Source organism: Nitrospira sp. (genome assembly GCA_015709715.1).
Classification (GTDB): domain Bacteria; phylum Nitrospirota; class Nitrospiria; order Nitrospirales; family Nitrospiraceae; genus Nitrospira_A.
In genome coordinates this window covers 3,031,720-3,047,859 of record CP054184.1, presented here as the reverse complement: position 1 = coordinate 3,047,859, position 16,140 = coordinate 3,031,720, and the positions used below count along the sequence as shown (strand labels likewise).

The 16,140-nt window shown below is 59.0% G+C and carries 19 protein-coding genes and 2 tRNA genes; 12 read left to right on the top strand and 9 right to left on the bottom strand.

The window, feature by feature from the left end; all coding sequences use genetic code 11:
- The first annotated feature begins 527 nt into the window (after positions 1 to 527).
- From HRU82_14860 to HRU82_14830, 7 genes are all read left to right on the top strand, one after another.
- Positions 528 to 815 carry a helix-turn-helix domain-containing protein gene (locus tag HRU82_14860; GenBank protein ID QOJ36140.1) on the top strand — a complete coding sequence of 96 codons (288 nt, stop codon included), beginning with the start codon at positions 528 to 530 and terminating at the stop codon, positions 813 to 815.
- Positions 812 to 1,804 (top strand): replication initiation factor domain-containing protein, encoded by a 993-nt coding sequence (locus HRU82_14855; GenBank protein ID QOJ36139.1) that lies wholly within the window; start codon positions 812 to 814, stop codon positions 1,802 to 1,804. Before HRU82_14860 ends, HRU82_14855 begins: the two co-directional genes overlap by 4 nt.
- Positions 1,805 to 2,004: 200 nt before the next feature.
- Positions 2,005 to 2,268 carry a hypothetical protein gene (locus HRU82_14850; GenBank protein ID QOJ36138.1) on the top strand — a complete coding sequence of 88 codons (264 nt, stop codon included), beginning with the start codon at positions 2,005 to 2,007 and terminating at the stop codon, positions 2,266 to 2,268.
- A 92-nt stretch (positions 2,269 to 2,360) separates the two neighbouring features.
- Positions 2,361 to 3,629 carry a hypothetical protein gene (locus HRU82_14845; GenBank protein QOJ36137.1) on the top strand — a complete coding sequence of 423 codons (1,269 nt, stop codon included), beginning with the start codon at positions 2,361 to 2,363 and terminating at the stop codon, positions 3,627 to 3,629.
- Positions 3,626 to 3,901, top strand: coding sequence for a hypothetical protein (locus HRU82_14840; GenBank protein QOJ36136.1), 276 nt, complete (start codon positions 3,626 to 3,628; stop codon positions 3,899 to 3,901). The genes HRU82_14845 and HRU82_14840 overlap by 4 nt, the downstream gene beginning before the upstream one ends.
- A gap of 79 nt (positions 3,902 to 3,980) precedes the next feature.
- Entirely contained in the window at positions 3,981 to 4,988 is a 1,008-nt protein-coding gene (locus HRU82_14835; GenBank protein QOJ36135.1) for a hypothetical protein, read from the top strand.
- A gap of 160 nt (positions 4,989 to 5,148) precedes the next feature.
- On the top strand, positions 5,149 to 5,361 hold the full coding sequence (locus HRU82_14830; GenBank protein ID QOJ36134.1) for a hypothetical protein: 213 nt from the start codon (positions 5,149 to 5,151) through the stop codon (positions 5,359 to 5,361).
- 213 nt (positions 5,362 to 5,574) lie between these two features.
- Here the strand turns inward: HRU82_14830 and HRU82_14825 are convergent, their stop codons facing one another.
- On the bottom strand, positions 5,575 to 6,078 hold the full coding sequence (locus HRU82_14825) for a JAB domain-containing protein (GenBank protein ID QOJ36133.1): 504 nt from the start codon (positions 6,076 to 6,078) through the stop codon (positions 5,575 to 5,577).
- 263 nt (positions 6,079 to 6,341) lie between these two features.
- Between HRU82_14825 and HRU82_14820 the strand changes: the two genes are divergently transcribed.
- Together HRU82_14820 and HRU82_14815 are read left to right on the top strand one after the other, a co-directional pair.
- Complete coding sequence (locus HRU82_14820) at positions 6,342 to 6,668, top strand: helix-turn-helix domain-containing protein (GenBank protein QOJ36132.1); 327 nt, start codon at positions 6,342 to 6,344, stop codon at positions 6,666 to 6,668.
- Positions 6,649 to 7,734, top strand: coding sequence for a tyrosine-type recombinase/integrase (locus tag HRU82_14815; GenBank protein QOJ36131.1), 1,086 nt, complete (start codon positions 6,649 to 6,651; stop codon positions 7,732 to 7,734). The genes HRU82_14820 and HRU82_14815 overlap by 20 nt, the downstream gene beginning before the upstream one ends.
- A 15-nt stretch (positions 7,735 to 7,749) precedes the next feature.
- On the opposite strand, the gene HRU82_14810 is transcribed toward HRU82_14815, so the two are convergent.
- Positions 7,750 to 7,825 (bottom strand) — tRNA-Lys (locus tag HRU82_14810).
- Positions 7,826 to 7,923: 98 nt separating this feature from the next.
- Positions 7,924 to 9,234: an adenylosuccinate synthase gene (locus HRU82_14805; protein QOJ36130.1), complete on the bottom strand. Its 1,311-nt coding sequence runs from the start codon at positions 9,232 to 9,234 to the stop codon at positions 7,924 to 7,926.
- A gap of 202 nt (positions 9,235 to 9,436) precedes the next feature.
- Here HRU82_14805 and HRU82_14800 point away from each other — a divergent pair.
- Positions 9,437 to 9,512: transfer RNA gene (locus HRU82_14800), tRNA-Ala, on the top strand.
- Between the two features lie 139 nt (positions 9,513 to 9,651).
- Positions 9,652 to 11,493 (top strand): ABC-F family ATP-binding cassette domain-containing protein, encoded by a 1,842-nt coding sequence (locus HRU82_14795; GenBank protein ID QOJ36129.1) that lies wholly within the window; start codon positions 9,652 to 9,654, stop codon positions 11,491 to 11,493.
- On the opposite strand, the gene HRU82_14790 is transcribed toward HRU82_14795, so the two are convergent.
- Both HRU82_14790 and HRU82_14785 read right to left on the bottom strand, forming a co-directional pair.
- The gene (locus tag HRU82_14790) at positions 11,490 to 11,867 is read right to left on the bottom strand and encodes a PilZ domain-containing protein (protein QOJ36128.1); all 378 of its coding nucleotides are present in this window, start codon (positions 11,865 to 11,867) and stop codon (positions 11,490 to 11,492) included. The genes HRU82_14795 and HRU82_14790 overlap by 4 nt on opposite strands.
- A 63-nt stretch (positions 11,868 to 11,930) precedes the next feature.
- The gene (locus tag HRU82_14785; protein ID QOJ36127.1) at positions 11,931 to 13,220 is read right to left on the bottom strand and encodes a replication-associated recombination protein A; all 1,290 of its coding nucleotides are present in this window, start codon (positions 13,218 to 13,220) and stop codon (positions 11,931 to 11,933) included.
- Positions 13,221 to 13,367: 147 nt separating this feature from the next.
- Between HRU82_14785 and HRU82_14780 the strand changes: the two genes are divergently transcribed.
- Positions 13,368 to 14,159 carry an alpha/beta fold hydrolase gene (locus HRU82_14780; protein QOJ36126.1) on the top strand — a complete coding sequence of 264 codons (792 nt, stop codon included), beginning with the start codon at positions 13,368 to 13,370 and terminating at the stop codon, positions 14,157 to 14,159.
- 21 nt (positions 14,160 to 14,180) lie between these two features.
- Here HRU82_14780 and folE read toward each other — a convergent pair whose 3' ends face one another.
- From folE to HRU82_14760, 4 genes are all read right to left on the bottom strand, one after another.
- On the bottom strand, positions 14,181 to 14,780 hold the full coding sequence (gene folE, locus HRU82_14775; protein QOJ37231.1) for a GTP cyclohydrolase I FolE: 600 nt from the start codon (positions 14,778 to 14,780) through the stop codon (positions 14,181 to 14,183).
- 34 nt (positions 14,781 to 14,814) lie between these two features.
- The gene (locus tag HRU82_14770; protein ID QOJ37230.1) at positions 14,815 to 15,249 is read right to left on the bottom strand and encodes a 6-carboxytetrahydropterin synthase; all 435 of its coding nucleotides are present in this window, start codon (positions 15,247 to 15,249) and stop codon (positions 14,815 to 14,817) included.
- A 142-nt stretch (positions 15,250 to 15,391) separates the two neighbouring features.
- Positions 15,392 to 15,712 carry an iron-sulfur cluster insertion protein ErpA gene (erpA, locus tag HRU82_14765; protein ID QOJ36125.1) on the bottom strand — a complete coding sequence of 107 codons (321 nt, stop codon included), beginning with the start codon at positions 15,710 to 15,712 and terminating at the stop codon, positions 15,392 to 15,394.
- Positions 15,713 to 15,788: 76 nt separating this feature from the next.
- Positions 15,789 to 16,130: a (2Fe-2S)-binding protein gene (locus HRU82_14760; GenBank protein ID QOJ36124.1), complete on the bottom strand. Its 342-nt coding sequence runs from the start codon at positions 16,128 to 16,130 to the stop codon at positions 15,789 to 15,791.
- Positions 16,131 to 16,140 lie beyond the last annotated feature (10 nt).

Sequence of the window (16,140 nt, the reverse complement as noted above, 5' to 3'; positions counted from 1 at the left end):
GGCCATCGAACCGGTAGTCGGGTCGGTATCTGATGAGCTTATGGCGGATGTCGTCCTCCGAGAGCGAGCTGTGAAAGCGGTTCAAGAAGGCGATTTTGCCACGGATTCTGTCACGAATTGCCGAAACATCCGATAGCGAATGTTGGCTTAGGGCCAACTGGCTCTGCCATAGGCAAGTTTATCGTCCGGAGCCATTTCTCCATCACATAACCTTCCGAACTAAAAACGTTTCGATTGTCGTCCATTCCTCGCCGTTCGTCCCTATTGAAGCCGGTAATTTTATTTCCATAAGTGCGGCCTATTGTTTCGATTCGTCCAGCCTATTGGTGTTTCTCCTCTCTGCGCTCATTAAATCCTAGTCGCTGTGCGGCGCCCAATGACGATGTGTCTCGTGGGAATGGTGCGCACAAAAGCATAGGAAAGCGCACTAAAGCGCACATAAGCATAACTATGCATAGTTCCCGAGGTCGCGATGCTCGCGTAGTGTCTTCACCATGTTGAGTGATTGAGAAAGGGTGGTCTGACGGATGTTACTCACGGCCAAAGAATTAGCCCAAGAGCTCGATGTGCATGTCTCAACAGTTCGACGGGCTTATCGTACGGGGCGGATTCCGTACGAACGCCTCTGCAAAATGTATTTGTTTGACCTCGAAAAAGTACGGCATGCGATGCGGCTTAACGGATTTACTCTCGTCGCGACCGAGGACGGCCTGCGCGCGACCGGCGGCGATAGCGGGCGGCGCGCGCAGCCGATCAGCCCCCGACTTGGTAAGACGGGGGCGTCTATCGCACAGAAGCCAAGGGGGAAGAAATGAACGGTTCTGGAGGATTCACCCAAACCATCGATTGGTTGGCCTTCACGCTGCCCAAAGCGGAAGTCGCCGACGTGATTGCGCTGATTGGTGGCGATTGGTTCCAGAGTGAGACCGGGTTTCGGGGCTACCCCGTCGCTCAACTCATGTCACAGGGCAAGACGGGTGTCGGCAAACTGGGGACGGGTGCTCCTCGCAATCCAAAGGAAGTGCATGTGGATCTATCAGCCGGGATTGTCTCCCAGTGGGATGAATCCAAGTTGAAGACCGTGTTGGCCTGGATCTTTTCCCAGAAAGGCCATGTGACCCGCATCGATGTGGCCTTGGACGACCGGGAGGCGTCTGTCGCAGTGGAGACCGTGCGCCTCGCCGTGGAGGCCGGACAGGTGGTGAGTCGTTCGAAGCAATTCAAAGTCATCCAAGCTTCGAATCATCGTGAAGGCGTCCGGACCGGCGAGACGCTCTACTTCGGGAGTCGAGAGAGTCAAACGATGCTCCGGGTCTATGACAAACGGCTGGAACTCCAAGCCAGAGGACGGGAAGACGCGGGATTGTATGGGGTTCGATGGGAACTGGAATTTAAACAGGATCGAGCTCAAGCCTGCGCCAAAGCCCTCCTTACGCTCGATCCCGAAGATTGGCGAGCGTTCCTAGTCGGCGTCCTCCGCTCCTATGTGGATTTTCGCGAGACCACGCGAGAAGCGGAATCCTATGAAAAGTATCGTGCGCCGTTGGTGAGCTGGTGGAAGGCCCTCACCGAAGGCTTCATGCGCTGCCGGCTGGTGGTCGAACGCATTCAGCAGCGGTTGGATGATGTGGCCGCCTGGCTGGCGAACGCCATCAGTCCCATGCTCGCGGTGGTGGTGGCCTGTCGGGGCGATCAGTTTCTGTTCGAGATGATCTATGCGGGCACCAAACGATGGACGCAGAAGCACTTTGCTTTACTGAAGCAACGTAAGAGAGGCACCCCCTATGTCCTTAAGTTTTCATAACGGCGCCTGGCGGCGTGGCTGTCCTGGCTGTGGCGCGCATGGCGCGGCCTGCAAATGGGTGAATGGCGCATTATTTGTGAGCTGTACGGAATGTGATTCAGAATTTCAGTATCTCTCAAAATCTCGGCCGCTCGGCCGGGGCGTGTGGGTCAGGCGCTTAGCTGATCCGATTCAACACTCAGCGGAAGGAGGCGATCACGATGCAAGTCAAAGCGGAGGGTGCAGTCCAGGGGTATGTGGAACGGAGGAGCCGGGAAGGGAAGGTCTTCAGATCGGTGGACTTCTATGTGAAGGGCAAAGATCCGGGGATTCTGCGCTTGGGTATTCCGGAAGACCAGATGACCTTAATTGAGGTCTGTAAACAAGCGGAAGGCAAGCAGGCCCGGGCCTCCATCGAAGTGCGGAAGTTCGAGCAGACGGGTCGTGTGTTCTTCGATTTGTCGGCTTTAGAACTCGTGAAGTAACGGCTAGAGGGAGGAAGGCCGGTGGATCTGACGATTATTCTGGTCGCGATCTTCTTACTGGCCTTCCTCACCGGTCTTGGAGTTGGACGATTATGAAGCTCCTTTCACTCACCGGTTATCTGTCGCTGATCTGGGGCCTCTTGGTCTCTTTCTGTCTGGCGCCAGCCGAATCTCTCGCGCAAACCGCCACGCAATATTCGCGGGTGGTCGCGCAAGCCGAACGCATGGCCTATCTGGCCGCGCAACGCTCGGCCTTCGCTTCTCAAGTTGCGACAGCAGCCGTGGCACCTTCCACCGCTTCTATGGCCGTACGCATGGTCGCCGGTCCCATCGGATGGGCAGCGCTGGGGGTCAGCGCCGGATTGGTCCTCGCCCAGATGTATTACTCACAAACTGACCTCTCTGCCGTGAAAACCGCTGCATCCACGCCGGGCGGCTGGCAGGTCACAAGCTCGAACGCAGGCGTCCAGACGTTCCCTGGTTTCGGTACCAATACACCGGGTAATCCGGCCTATCCCAATGCGACCATCCAGTTCAGCGCCACGAATGTGCCGCTCTGTGCAGTGGACACCGAGTATCAGCATGACTGGGTGGTGGGACCGTTTCAAAGCCTTAGCACGGCCGTCTTCTTCACCGGGAACTTCTTTGTGAATGGGCCTGCGGTCGGCGGATACACCTTGTATGTCTGCCATCGAAAAGGCATTCCCGGATCCACCTCACCGATTCAAGAGGGTTTGATTCCGCCGACGCAGCAGCAAGTGGCCAACTTTGTCGGGGGCCTCCCGGCCAGTGATCCGAAGTCGGTCGAAGCTCACACCAATCCGGTCGGCACCACTGGCACTACACAGCCGGCCGATACCACCATCTCCCAGGCGGTGGCGCCGACCGAGATGCCGACGACCGTGAAGCCGAAGCCTGTACCGGCCGGGGATATCGTCGTGGTGGATACGGTCCCACCTCCGGCGAGTACGCCCCAACAGAACACGCAACAGCAGACGACGACCACAACCACCACCACAACCCAGAATCCGGACGGCTCGACCACGCAGCATGAAGAGACACAAGCCACGACCTCCTGCGCGGTTGGCTCCCATGAGAGCCGGACATTTGGAACCGTCCTGCAAGCCCATCAAACCACGTGGGAGACGAGCGGGTTACTGGGTACGCTAAATCTCCTGAAGTCATTGACCTGGCCTTCGACCTTGCCGGTGATTGCCTTGCCTTCAGCCTTCTTTGGCAGCCAGCAGGTGGACTTCAATCAATGGGCCTGGTTCTTCACGGTGCTGCGGACCTTGGTCATTGCCACAGCCTCCATTGCGGCGTACCGCATCATCTTCGTCGGTGGAGGCCAAACGGCATGACCGCGATTCTCACGCTGATCTATTGCTGGCTGCAGGAGTTCTTCTTCTCGCTCAGCGATTGGGGCCTCGGCATCTGGGATTCGCTGCTTTCCGTGGCGGACAGCACGCTCGCCACCATTGGCACGGCAGGCCTCACGCTGCCGGTGATTCCGGATCAATACGCGTGGGTGCTGGGCGCGACGGGTATGAGTCAGGCGCTGGCCATCCTGGCGAGCGCCATGGGCACCCGGTTCATTCTGCAAACCATTCCATTTGTGCGGTGGGGCTCATGAATCAGCTGGTGATCGGGTGGGCCTATGCCTGGACGGCGGTCTTAGCCCTGTGGATCTGGGTGTATCTCAGGAGTCTTCGATGATCGAACTGTATGAAGGCGTGCCCGGATCGGGAAAGTCGTATCACGCGATCTGCGAGAAGTTTCTCCCCTGGGTGAAACAAGGTCGACGGCTCTATATCGCCGTCGATGGGATCTATTTAGATCGTCTTTCCCTGTTCACCGGTATTGAACTGTCTACTCTCGAGCAACAGATCACCATCTGGAAGGATTCCGTCGAAGTCCTCCAAGCCTTTCCCCATGTCGAGCCGGGCTCAGCGGTCATCATTGACGAAGCCCAGACCGTCTTTCGGTCCATGCAGAAGGTCGAGCCAGGACTGCTGCGTTGGCTCGAAACTCATCGGCACTATGGCGTGGATATTCTGCTCATGAGCCAAGACTTCCGCCAGATGTCGCAAGGTGTCACGCGATTGATTGAAGCGACGGTGAAGTTTCGGAAGCTCAGCTTTGTCGGGCTCTCCAAAAAGTATCAGGGTAAGGTGCGCGGGAACCCGGAAGATAACGAAGTCATCCGGGCCTTTGTCGGGACCTATTCGCCGGCGATCTATGCCTACTATTCCAGTTATGCGTCGGCAGCCATTCGGGAAGAGAAGCGCAGTCATACCGTCTTTAAGTCGGCGCGGGTCGCGATCGGCATTGCCGCAGGACTGTTTGCCATCGGCCTCATGGTTTGGCGTCCATGGTCGTCGTTAAGTGCGAGCAAGCCAGTCTCTTCCGGCGGGTCAACTCCTGCCGCAACCACCACCATCGGCGCACCAGTCTCCGGTTCGGCGACTCTGCTGAATCCATTGGGCATGTCTTCTCCGACAGCAACTTCTCCGCCTGTACCGAAGCGACCCGTTCGAATCCTCGGCGGAGCGGGAATGAGCAAGGACCGTCAAGGCTGGCGCTATCTCCTGGACAGTGGCGAGATCCTCACGGCCGCTCAAATTACCGGACGCTATGGCCTGATGGTCTCGGAAGTCTATGAAGATGGCTCAATGCGGCTCATTGGCGAAGGAGTGTTCTATGGACCTGCCGGCGATTGAAGCGATGACCTATTTCACCGCGATCTTTTGGCTCGGCGGCTTCGCCGTCGGCCTGATCATCAAATTGATTCTGCCTCAGACTTACTGAGGCGCTCGTCCGCCGGCGAGTCATCCGGCGGCGTGGGTGGACGGAACCACCACCAGCACAAGGAGGTGCCGTATGAAGGGATGGGGTTGGGTCAAAGGGCTTGGGGGACTGCTCATGGCGTTCGTGTTCGCCTTGGGTGTCCCGGCGCTGTCGCAGGCGCAGTTGTTTCCGGTCTCGGCGGATGTGGCCACGGTGCGGGCCGATCTGCTCTTGTGGGCCACGGCCTTGATCGGCGTGGCACTGGCGATCTACGCCTTTAAGCGCGTGCGCGCGATTGTGGGCTGAGCGAGCCCATCGAGGCAGGCTGGCAGCAGCCTGCCTCTTTTTTCATCCAAAGGCTAGAACGCGGCGGATATGACCAAGGAGAAGGAGCATGACGGCTTCGCAGATTCAAACCATCGGCAATGCATTGGCTACCGACCTAGTTGCCTGGGGAACGGCGGCGATCGGGCTGGCGTTGGTGGCCGCCGGGGCGGCCTGGGTGTTGCGGCTGCTCCGCTAAGCGCCGGGCCAGCCTTGGTCCGCGAAGCTGTAGTAGCGCTCTTCAGCCAGAATCAGATGATCGAGGAGGGTGATGCCGAACAGTTCACCGGCCTCGCGGAGCCGCTTGGTCAAGACGCGATCTTCGGGGCTGGGCGTGATATCGCCGGACGGATGATTATGCGAGCAGAGCCAGGCGCCGGCATTCATGAGGATCAACGGCTTAAAGACTTCGCGAGGATGCACAATCGTCAAGTTGAGAGAGCCAGTCGAGACGACATTGATCCCGATGAGCTTGTGCTTGGCATCCAGGCCACAGATGAGGAACTGTTCCCGGTCCAGATCCGCAAACAACGGCCGGAGGATCGCAACAGCACCTTCCGACGTATGTACCGATTCCGCCGCCGGCATGGCACGGCCCTCACGCACGAGCGTGACACGGTACCGAGGGACCGCGTATTTCCGAACCGGGCTCAGTGGCCGTCCACCGTTCGAGGAACCGAGAGAACTGTCAACGGACATGTCCGCCTCCTTCTGCAATTATGTTCTAGCCCCACCCTTCACCAACCAAGGGTGGGGCGTAACGAAAGATGCGGCACGGGGCTCTCGCAGCGGGCAGGCCTGGAGGGGCGGAGACCGGCACGGAGGGCACCGGGAAGGCCTGCTCCGCTGCTCCCCGGCCACGAGTCGCACCCAATTAGACGACTGTTCCGAATCAATGTTCGATGAAATCACCAGACCGATGAGTGCCGAGATATTGAGGGCCTTCACGATTGGAACCAGCCATGCAAACGTTGTTGACCGTCAAAGAGGTATGCGGATGGCTGAACGTTAAGCAGTCCACGCTGTATCTGTGGGTGTCTCAGAACAGGATTCCCTACCGTCGATTGAACGGATTAATCCGGTTCGAAACCCCTGCCATCCAGGCGTGGTTGGACGGACCACCGCGTTCCCATCAGCCAGTGAGGTTTGGCCGGCGCCTCCAATTCCAAACGGTCGATGCGATCATTGAAGCCGCCAAACGCGAGGTCTATACTCCCCGCCACGGGGAAACCAGACCGAAATCAGGCCTCATCGGGAAGGAGGAGCAGGATGGGGCTCACGAAGCGTAAAGACGTATGGTGGATGAGTTTTATGTATCAGGGCCGGCAAATCCGGCGAAGCACTGGAACAAGCAAGAAGCAATTGGCCGAAGCCATCTATGCCAAGGTGAAGGTCCAGATTGCCGAAGGTCAGTTTTTCGAGCGGCGTGAGGAACAGGAACACACGTTCAAGGAGATGATGGAACGGTACGTCGCGGAACGAGCCACCCTGAAAGCGGTCAAAAGTCGTTTGCGCGATCATGCCGCGTTGGGACATCTCCTCCCTGTATTGGGAGAGAGAGTCCTAGCCCATATCACGCCGAAGGTGATGGCTCAGTACAAGGCTCAGCGGCGAATCGAACAAGCAGCTCCTGCGACCATCAACAAGGAACTCCAGCTTGTCCGGCATGCCTTCAACCTCGCCATGCGGGAATGGGAATGGTGCAGGGAAAACCCGATGCACCGGGTTTCCATGGAACAGGTGAGGAACGAAGTGGACCGTTGGCTGACGCCCGAGGAAGAAGACCGGCTCATGGCCACGTCGTCTCCATGGCTGCGAGAGATTATGGTCTTTGCCCTGAATACCGGCATGCGGCAAGGAGAGATCCTGAACCTGCAATGGCAGGACGTGGATTTCTCACGGGGAACCTTAATCGTGATGCAAAGCAAGAACGGCACACGACGAACCATTCCTCTCAATACCAAGGTCTATGAACTCCTGGCTGCGAAACAGGCTGCAACCGGCCTGTCACGTGGGCCAGTCTTCAAGACTCCGCTCGGCAATCTCCTGCAAGTACGTTTTCTCGTGCGGGAGTTTTGTGAGGCGCGTAATCGGGCCGGAATTCCAGACTTCCGGTTTCACGACATGCGACACACCTTCGCCACGCGGTTGGTTCAGCGCGGGGTAGATCTCTACAAGGTTCAACGGCTGCTCGGGCATAAGACGAATTTGATGACGCAACGCTATGCGCATCATTCGCCGGAAAGCCTAAGAGAGGGTGTGAAGGTGCTGGATGAGTGCCAACCAGAGCGGTTTAGCACAAATTTAGCACACGGGGCGGTTTTTGAAGATTTTCGAGGCTCGGCAGCCTCGTAAGTGCTTGTTTTATTGTGGTGAGTCGGCTGGGATTCGAACCCAGGACCCTCGCCTTAAAAGGGCGATGCTCTACCGACTGAGCTACCGACTCGCCGAGGTGAGAAATGAAGAGGCGGTCACGGCCGGCCGTGACGGGTGTGGATCATATCACTGATGCAAACCGATTCGCTAGGTCGCGCCGGCTCGGCGTCACGCGCGTGCGCGCCGAGGCGCCTTGAGCGGTTGGCGCAGGATAATCGTTTCATCACGTCGGGAGCCGGTGGAGATCATGTCGATCCGGCAGTTCGCCAACTCCTCGATGCGTGAGAGATACCGCTTGGCTTCTGAGGGTAGATTCTTGTACTGAGTCACGCCCGTCGTGGGGGTGCTCCACCCGCGAAGCCGCTCATACACCGGCTCACAGGTCGTAAGCACCTCCAGGTCTGAAGGCATGTCGCGCACTAGTTTACCGTTGACCCGATACCCCGTACAGATCTTCAATTCCTTGCAGCCGTCCAGCACGTCGAGCTTAGTCACGGCGAGCGACGACAACCCGTTGACCCGCGTCGCGTGCCGCACGATGACGCTATCGAACCACCCGCAGCGCCGTGCCCGCCCCGTGGTCGCCCCGAATTCCTTACCGCGGTCCTGTAGCCAGCTGCCGACTTCGTCGGTCAGTTCTGTCGGGAATGGTCCGCTCCCTACCCTGGTGGTGTAGGCCTTGGTGATGCCCATGACGGCGTCGATTTTCGTCGGCCCCACACCGGTGCCGGTGCAGGCGCCGCCGGCCGATGAACTCGAAGACGTCACATAGGGATAGGTGCCGAAGTCCACATCCAAATGGGTGCCTTGCGCTCCTTCGAACAACACGGTTTCGCCGCTATCGACCGCCTTGTTCACCGCGAGCGTCGTATCGAGGATATAACTCTTCAACCGATCGGCGTACTGCATGTATTGCTGATAGACCTTTTCCAGCTCGAAACAGTCGACCTTGTGCAATTGTTCCAGTAACCAGTTGATGTCGACCAGATTCTCTTCGAGCTTGCGGCGGAAGAGGTTGGGGTTGAGCAAATCGCCCATCCTAATGCCGATCCGCGCCATCTTGTCGCCATAGGAGGGCCCGATGCCGCGCCCCGTGGTGCCGATTCGCCGGACTCCCTTCGATTGCTCGGAGGCCTTATCGATGGCCTTGTGGTAGGGCAGAATCAAGTGCGCTCGGTCGCTGACGCCGAAGTTCTTCCCGATCTTCACCCCTTGGCCTTGCAGGTGATCCATTTCTTCGATCAAGGCTCCCGGGTCCACGACCACCCCGTTGCCGATCAAGCAGCGCGTCCCACGATAGAGAATACCGGAGGGAATGAGGTGGAAGATGAAGGTTCCTCGGCTATTGATGACCGTGTGGCCGGCGTTCGAGCCGCCTTGATAGCGCACGACCATGTCGGCATCCTTCGCCAGGATGTCGACGATCTTTCCCTTCCCTTCATCGCCCCACTGGCTTCCGATGATGACGAGATTGGCCATGATTCGCGATCTCCGCTCCTTCTCTCCCTGCCGAGCCCGAAAAAAAAGCCCTGACCGCATGTTGATCAGAGCCGGAAGGGGCTCATGGTAGGATTCGCCTCCCCATTTGTCAAGCATCGGTTTATCGTCCGCTTCTTCCAGCCTTTCTTGACGGAGAAAATCTTGGCGTGCTAGATTGCGGAGTTACGAAGTCGAGCCATGTGGGGCTGTGGCGCAGTTGGGAGCGCGCGTGAATGGCATTCACGAGGTCGCCGGTTCAATCCCGGCCAGCTCCACCAATACAACGCTCCTTCGTAGAAAACTCGCAACACCCGGCAAGACAGACAGGATCGACGCAGCCATTCCCCGACAGGCCGATACCGCAGCAATTCCTCTCCGCCCCATGATCCCACAGCCGAACCCGATTTAAGCTGAGCCATGCTCCAACTGGAATCCATTCATAAGCAATTCGCCACCAAGGTCCTGCTCAGCGGCGCGACCGCCCATTTGCGTCCAGGCGCCCGCGTCGGGTTAGTGGGACCGAACGGAGCCGGCAAGACCACGCTCTTTCGCATGATTCTGGGCGAAGAGTCGCCGGACAAGGGCTCCATCCGGAAGCGCCCACGGCTGCGCATCGGGTATCTGCCCCAGGAATTGGAAACCATCGTCGGCAAAACCGTGCTGGATGCCGCGCATCGCGACCTGTATCCGGAACACGAGGCCAAACGCATCCTCTCCGGACTGGGTTTTACCGAGACAGACTTTGTTCGGCCGATCGAGAACCTCTCCGGCGGCTACCGCATGCGCGTGGCCTTGGCCCATTTGCTGTTGTCGAATCCCGACGTCCTCATGCTGGATGAACCGACGAACCACCTCGACAAGCCGACGCAGCGCTGGTTCGAGCGATTCTTGCTCGATTCCAACCTCACCCTCCTAGTCATCAGCCACGACACCAAGTTCCTCGACGCGATCGCGACTCACATTTGGGAGCTGCGCGACCGCACAATCCAGGAGTATCGAGGCAACTACACCAAATTTCAGGAATTGCGCGCCGCCCGCGATGCACAACTCGACTCCGCCGCCAACCGGCAGGCGAAAGAGGTGGCCCGCGTCCAAAACTTCATCGACCGTTTCCGCTATCAAGCCAACAAAGCGAAGCAGGTTCAGTCTCGCATCAAGCAATTGGACAAGGTCAAGCTGATCGAACGCCAACGGGACGCGAAACGCGTCCGCTTCAAATTTCCCCTGCCCTCCCCCAGCGGCCGCCATGTGTTGGAGCTGAAGGGGGTCGCCAAGAGTTACGGCGACAAGGTCATTTACCGGTCGCTCGACTTTGCCGTAGAGCGGGGCCAACGTATCGCGCTGGTCGGCGAAAACGGCGCGGGCAAGAGCACGCTGCTCAAAATGCTGGCCGGCGTGTTGCCGTTCGAAACGGGCTCCCGCCACGTGGGCCATGGCGTCACCCTACACTACTTCGCCCAGCACCAAGCGGAATCGCTCAACCCGGAAGATACGATCCTGGAATCGTTGTCGGAAGTCTCCGCCCAGGCCGAGATGAATTTTTTGCGCGGCATCGCCGGCGCATTCTTATTTTCCGGCGACGACCAGAAGAAACCGATCAAGGCGTTGAGCGGCGGCGAACGAAACCGCGTCGCGCTGGCCCGCATGCTGGTGGAACCGGCCAACACCCTGTTGCTCGACGAGCCGACCAACCACCTCGATCCGGCGTCGGTCGACATGTTGACCGACGCCATGACGGACTTCCCCGGCACGATCATCTTCATTTCGCACGATCCGACCTTTCTTGGCCGGGTCGCCACGGGCGTGGTCGAGATCGAGGAGGGCCAAGCCAAGAACTACTTCGGCGATTACGAGTACTACCTGTGGAAAAAGGCGCAGGAGTTCGAGTCAATCAAGGAATCGAGTGAGGAATTACAGGCCGCGCAGGCTGGCAAATCCGGCGGTCCGACCAAGGCCATGACCTCCCAGGTGCAGGCGAAGAACTCGGGCAGCGACCGTCGGGACCTGACGAAAACCCAAGCTCGGCTGGAAAAGCAGATATCCCGGGCGGAAGCCGAGATCGCCACGATGGAAACGAAGGTGAAATCACGTCAACAGGAGCTAGCCGATCCGGCCCTGTATCAGGAATTTGCAAAGTGGAACGACTTGCAGCGGGAGCAGGAGGGTTGGAAAAAGGAACTGGAGCGTCTCACGGCGCGTTGGGCCTCCCTCTCGGAAGAACTGCAGGAGGTGCGCGACAGATTAGCCGCCACCGGTTAATCCATCGACTTCAACGTCTCTTCAAGGTAGTAATATAGCCAGCGGTTTTGCTCCTTCGTCACGAGATCGTCCCACATCACTCCGATCAACATCCCCTTCTCCCAGGGTTTGACCCACGCGACCGTGGCGTGGAGTTTTTCCTGTTGCTCGACACGATCGGGATCCAGGAACGCCAGCGAGACGGTGATGCGCTCGCCGACGGGCAGCGTCTCCTTGGCATGCAATCCGGCACCGACCTTGTTCACATTGTGCAGCACGGCGGTGAATCCCTTGGCCCCGCTCTGAGGAGAGACCAAGGCCGATCCCACCAGAGTGGCGCGGACATAACGACGGCGTTCGTTCAGGCTCTCTGCCGGACTGGGTTGACTGGCCATACGTACCTCGGCGACCAGTATAACGGTCTCAGCAAGTTTGTCCAGCCCCTTTCTACGTAGCCTTCAGGGATTTTTAGGGCGGTAGTACCGCTTTCCCTGCAGCGGACCCGGCAGGTGGGATTGCTCGTTCTTCGCCGACGGATCCTCGTGCACATAACGGTACCCCTTGCCGTAGCCGATCTCCTTCATCAGCGGGGTGACGGCATTGCGAAGATGCAACGGCACGCCTAGGTTTCCATACGTCCGCGCATCCTGGAGGGCCTCGTCCAGGCCCGCGTACGACGCATTGTCCTTCGGCCTGGATGCCAAGAAGGTCGTGCCTTGCGCCAGGTTGATGCGGGCTTCAGGCAACCCCACGAACTCCACAGCCTGGGCCACGGCGTTGGCCACCACCAATGCGAGCGGATCGGCATTCCCGACATCCTCCGATGCGAAGATCACCATCCGGCGGGCGATGAACCGGGGATCTTCCCCTCCTTCCAACATGCGCGCCAACCAATAGAGGGCCCCGTCCGGATCGGAGTCACGCAGGCTCTTGATGAATGCCGACACCAAGTTGTAATGCTCCTCACCGGTCCGGTCGTAACGGAGCGCCTTCTTGAGCAAGGCCGCGTCAAGGCTTTGCTCGTCGATCGTTCGAGAACCATCCGGTTGCCGGGCCGCTTGACCGGCCACAAACTCCAAGACCGTCAATAAACTCCTCGCGTCGCCGTTACCGAACGCGACCAGGCGCGCGCGGGCGCCTGAACTCATCCGGATCCGCAGCCGCCCCAGCCCCCGCTCCGGATCGACGAGCGCGCGGTCGAGAATCGCGCCGAGCGCCTCTTCGCTCAGTGGTTTGAGCGGCACCACCATGGAGCGAGACAGCAGCGGAGCAATGACTTCGAACGAGGGGTTCTCGGTAGTCGCGCCGACCAGCACCACCGTTCCCCGCTCGACATGCGGGAGGAAGGCATCCTGCTGGGCCTTGTTGAAGCGATGGATTTCGTCGACGAACAGGGTTGTCGCCTGGCCCCTGGCCCTGCGTTGCTCGGCGCTTCGAATGATCTCGCGGAATTCGGGGATGCCGCCGGTCACGGCTGAAAACGGCACGAACTGCGAACGGGTATGTTTGGCGACCAAACCAGCCAAGGTGGTTTTTCCGCAGCCGGGCGGCCCCCAAAAAATGACGGAGGACAACTCGTCCCGCTCAATGGCTTGTCGCAACGGCCGCTCCGGCCCGACGATTTCCTCCTGTCCGACGAGATCGTCGAAATCGCGCGGCCGCATACGTTCGGCGAGCGGCACCTTCTGTGAGCGAACCTCCGCTGGAGCAGGAGCAAACAGGTCGCCTGTCGAGTCATGCGGTCGCATCGCCCTCATCCTACAATGCCGGGCGGCACATTCTCTACATCCGGACACCGGTACGACGGACTGCGTCCGGGAGGCAGGGAATCCGCTTGATTCCCCGGCTTCCGCAATGGTACGACCCAGCGGTCATCCACACACGAGGCACACACTATGTTTTACACCTCACATGGATTGCAACTGGCCTACGATGACCAAGGCACGGGGCTCCCCGTGGTGTTTCTGCATGCGTTTCCGCTCAACCGTTCGATGTGGCGACCACAGATCACGGCACTATCGGCACGGTTTCGGACCATCAGCGTCGACCTGCGTGGGCACGGCGAATCGGATGCGCCGCTTTGGGCCTTCACCCTGGAGCAGTACGCCGACGATGTCGCCGCGCTGCTCGACCATTTATCGATCGATCGGGCGGTGCTCGTCGGATTGTCGATGGGCGGCTACGTCAGCTTGATGTTTACCAGGAAATATGTCGATCGACTCAAGGGTTTGATCTTGGCCGATACGCGGGCGCAGGCAGACAGTGCGGAGGGTCGGGTCGGGCGGTTTCTTCTTGCGCAGAAGGCCTATCGAGAGGGGACGGAAGCGGTGGCGGAAGCGATGCTCCCCAAGTTACTCGGGACCACGTCCCTGCAGTCACGGCCCGATCTCCAGGAGTATGTCCGCGAGGTGATCATGAAGGCACCGATCAGCGGCATCGTGGTGGATCTCATGGCCATGACGGCCCGGCCCGATTCCGTGCCGCACCTGCCGACCATTCCCTGTCGCACCCTCGTGTTAGTGGGAGACGAAGACCAGACGACGCCGCTCGCGGATGCGCAGGTCATGGCCTCGGGCATCTCTAAGTCTCGGCTGGCCACCATCCCCGGTGCGGGACACTTGAGCAACTTGGAGAACCCCGATGTGTTTAACGTGGAGCTGCAAGAATTCTTGGAGGGATTACCGTAAGTTCGACGGTTGCGGGAAGAGTTAATTCCCGTCTCTGACGCTGCTGCCACGAATGAGTTTCAAAAACTCCTCGCGGGTCTGCTGTTGTGTACGGAATACGCCCAGCATCGAGCTGCTCACGGCAAGGGTGTTCTGTTTCTCGACTCCGCGCATCATCATGCAGAGATGTCGGGCTTCCATCACCACCGCCACGCCATGCGCATTGAGCTTCTTCTTGAGCGTTTCGGCGATCTGGACGGTCAGCCGCTCCTGCACCTGAAGACGCCGGCTGAAGGCATCGACGACCCTGGGAATCTTGCTCAATCCCACGACTCTCTTGTTCGGCAGATACCCGACGTGACACTTGCCGAAGAACGGCAGCAAATGGTGTTCGCACATGCTGAAGAAGTCGATGTCCTTGACGATCACCATTTCGTCATACTCGATGGGGAACAAGGCTCCGTTGAGCAAATGATCGATGTCCTGACGATAGCCTTGCGTCATGAACCGCATCGCCTTCGCGACGCGTTGCGGCGTCTTCAGCAGGCCGTTGCGTTCGGGCGTTTCGCCCAACTGCAAGAGCAGCCGCGTCACCAACGATTCGATCGGATCCTCGGCGGGCACCGCCTCCTTCGGACTCACACGCGACCGTCCTGAGCGGCCCCCCGACACTACTTTAGCCATGCCGAACCTCTTCTGCTTTCCGAGCCTGTACCGCGGAACCGGAATACTCGAAATAGTTGTCCCGCGTTTCGATCAACCCGACCTTGACCAACTGCCCTACCGGGAGTTCCTTGACCAGCAGGTCCCAGATGAGCAACACTAAGTTCTCTCCCGTCGTCGTCTGCGTGGCAAATTCGCGGTCCAGGTTCAGATCCTGGTGATCGAACCGCCGCACCACCGTCCGCTCCACCACCGCATCCAGCGCCTGCACATCTACCGCGTGATGCGTTACCGGATCGATCTCGCCCCGCACCGAAACGAACACGACATAGTTGTGCCCATGACCGTTCGGATTGTTGCATTTTCCGAAGACCGCCCAGTTCTCCTCATCTGAGAGGTGAGGGGTGTTGAGACGATGGGCCGCACAGAAACGGTAGCGGCGGGTGATTGTGGCTTGGGACATCAACAGGGCTCAACGATAAGATGATGGAACAAACAAGCCGGGAGGACTCCTTCTCCGAAGGAGTCCTCCCGGCTTTCTACCTCAACTCAACCAAGCACGGTCCGGTCGGCTGGCAACCGGGCAGAGCTTACGCACTGAACGAGCTGCCGCAACCACACGTCGTCTTCGCCTGCGGATTCTTGATCGAGAACCCGGACCCCTGCAGGCTGTCGACATAATCGACTTCGGCGCCCTGCAACAGCGGCGCGCTCTGCGAATCCATGATGACCTTTACATCACCCTTTTCAATGACGGTATCGTCGTCGGCCATCTTGGATTCGAAGGCCATGCCGTACTGATACCCATGACAGCCGCCGCCACGGACATAAATCCGCAACCCGACCACATCCTTCTCTTCGGTCATCAGTTCCTTTATTTTCTGCTCTGCCACCGGCGTAATCGTCACCATCGTCCAACCTCCTTCCGATCTACGTGTTCGGCACGTTGTGTTAGTCTACCATCTCACAGAAACATACGGAAGCCCGCTACTTCTTTTCTGACTCGCTCGCCGACACCGAGGTCGGTTGTGCCCATTTGGTTTCTGGAACCCGCACGACGACGTCTCCCAACACCCTCGCCTGACACCCAAGCCGATGCCACGGCTCCGACAGCGCCTCACGGTCCAGGAGATCCTGCTCGTCGAAATCGATCTCGGAGAGGTTATCCCCTCCGGACTGCACCTCCACCCGGCATGTGGTACAGGAGGCGTTGCCGCCGCAATCGTGATTGAGATCGAACCCCAGGACCTTAGCCGCCTCCAACAAGGTGAGATTCGGCGCCACCTCTCCGCTCTTGCCTCGCGGATGCAAAAAACTCACACGCGGCATGGCTCGACTC